The organism is Pseudomonas sp. SIMBA_067 (assembly GCF_046534675.1).
Lineage (GTDB): Bacteria > Pseudomonadota > Gammaproteobacteria > Pseudomonadales > Pseudomonadaceae > Aquipseudomonas > Aquipseudomonas putida.
In genome coordinates this window covers 1-240 of sequence record NZ_JAWRYH010001227.1, presented here as the reverse complement: position 1 = coordinate 240, position 240 = coordinate 1, and the positions used below count along the sequence as shown (strand labels likewise).

The 240-nt window shown below is 34.2% G+C and carries 1 protein-coding gene; it reads left to right on the top strand.

Going from position 1 to position 240, the window contains the following annotated elements; genetic code table 11:
* A partial coding sequence (locus SB765_RS33205) for a hypothetical protein (RefSeq protein ID WP_410932975.1) occupies positions 1-240 on the top strand: 240 nt, incomplete at both ends.

Sequence of the window (240 nt, the reverse complement as noted above, 5' to 3'; positions counted from 1 at the left end):
CGTACTTATGAAGATGATCGTACTTCATTTAATACAACTCTTTCATTCCAAGGTTTATTATTAGAAGAATATGATTATGAAGTATATTTTAGCTATGGTCGTAATAAAAATGACACAACTTGGAATGGTGAGTTTTTAGAAGAAAACTTCAATAAAGCTATTGATGCTGTAATGGTAGATGGTGAAATTCGTTGTGCTAACAGAGACGCTGATGGAACCCTTCTTGGTGCACTAGATGGC